Genomic DNA, 1464 nt, shown 5'->3' on the forward strand with positions numbered 1-1464 from the left:
ACCGAATTTCGCTAGCCTGACGCGGAATGAGGTGCGACACTCGCGCCCGCGGTTTGTCACGCAGTAGGCCACCATGGCTGACATCCCGGCCACTCACTATGTCAAAAGTGACGACGTCCATATTGCCTATCAGGTGATGGGCGACGGTCCGCGCGACCTGCTGTTCGTCCCAGGTTTTGTCTCCAATGTCGAAGCGCTCTGGCAATCGCCGGCACGCGCTTCCTTTTTCCGCAAGCTTGCAACGTTTGCGCGGGTCATCACGTTCGACAAGCGCGGCACCGGAATGTCCGATCGCGGTTCCCAGATCTTCACGCTTGAACAGCGGATGCACGACGTGCAGGCGGTGCTGGACCAGGTTGGTTCTCAGCGGGCCACCTTGTTTGGCGTGTCCGAGGGCGGTCCGATGTCGCTGCTCTATGCAGCTACGTATCCCGAACGCACGTCAGCTCTGGTGCTTTGTGGCACTTATGCGCGACGCTCGTGGGCCCCTGACTACGCATTCGCGTGGACCGATGCGCAGTGGAGCGCTTTCCTCGATGACATTGAGCACCATTGGGGTTCGGCAGATGCGATGAGTTTGCTGATGTGGGCGCCTAGCCTCGCTGGCAATAAGCAGGCACTTGAGCAAACCGCCGCCTACTTCAGGGCCTCGGCAAGCCCAGGCGCGGCATCGGCGATCATGCGCATGAACCGGGAGATCGATGTCAGGGACATCCTACCCGTGACGCGTGTGCCGACCTTGATTTTGCATCGCACCGATGAGCGCGTCATTGACGTGAAGCATGCGCGCTACATGGCGCAGCAGATTCCTTGCGCCAAACTGATTGAGCTCAGCGGTCAGGACCATATGGTCTGGGTTGGCGATCAGGATGCAATTATCAATGAGGTCGAAGAGTTCGTCACCGGGCATCGGCAAGCAGCGGAGCCGGACAGGGTGCTTGCAACTGTGCTGTTTGTCGACATTGCGGGATCGACGGAGCGCGCGGCCGCTCTCGGCGACGGCGCCTGGCGCGTGCTGCTGGATGCGTTCTATGCCAAAGCTCGGGGCGTGCTCGGCCAGTATCGCGGCCGCGAAGTCAATACCGCCGGCGACGGTTTCCTTGCCACGTTCGATGGCCCTGCGCGCGCTGTGCGTTGCGCAAGCGCAATCGGCGACGCGGTGCGCCCACTCGATCTGAAGGTCCGTTGCGGTTTGCATACCGGCGAGTGCGAATTCGTCGCTCACGATATTGTTGGCATTGCCGTGCATATTGGTGCACGTGTGGCCGCGCTAGCTGCCCCGGGTGAAGTTCTGGTCTCACAGACGGTTCGCGATCTCGTGGCAGGCTCTGGATTGACGTTTGAGGAGCGCGGCCGCCACATTCTCAAAGGCGTGCCCGACAAATGGCGTCTGTTCCGTGCGGTAACGACCTAGCACGTCTTCACCCGCCATGCGGTCAACGCACCGATGACCGCTTTTGGCCC

At 61.1% G+C, this 1464-nt stretch carries 1 protein-coding gene; it reads left to right on the forward strand.

Annotated features, from left to right (window positions below):
• Positions 1-73: 73 nt before the first annotated feature.
• A complete protein-coding gene (locus I6F28_RS36980; RefSeq protein WP_036046399.1) occupies positions 74-1414 on the forward strand; it encodes an adenylate/guanylate cyclase domain-containing protein in 1341 nt (446 codons plus the stop codon).
• Positions 1415-1464: the final 50 nt, after the last annotated feature.

The sequence above is a fragment of the Bradyrhizobium sp. NBAIM14 genome, from assembly GCF_020193895.1.
Classification (GTDB): domain Bacteria; phylum Pseudomonadota; class Alphaproteobacteria; order Rhizobiales; family Xanthobacteraceae; genus Bradyrhizobium; species Bradyrhizobium yuanmingense.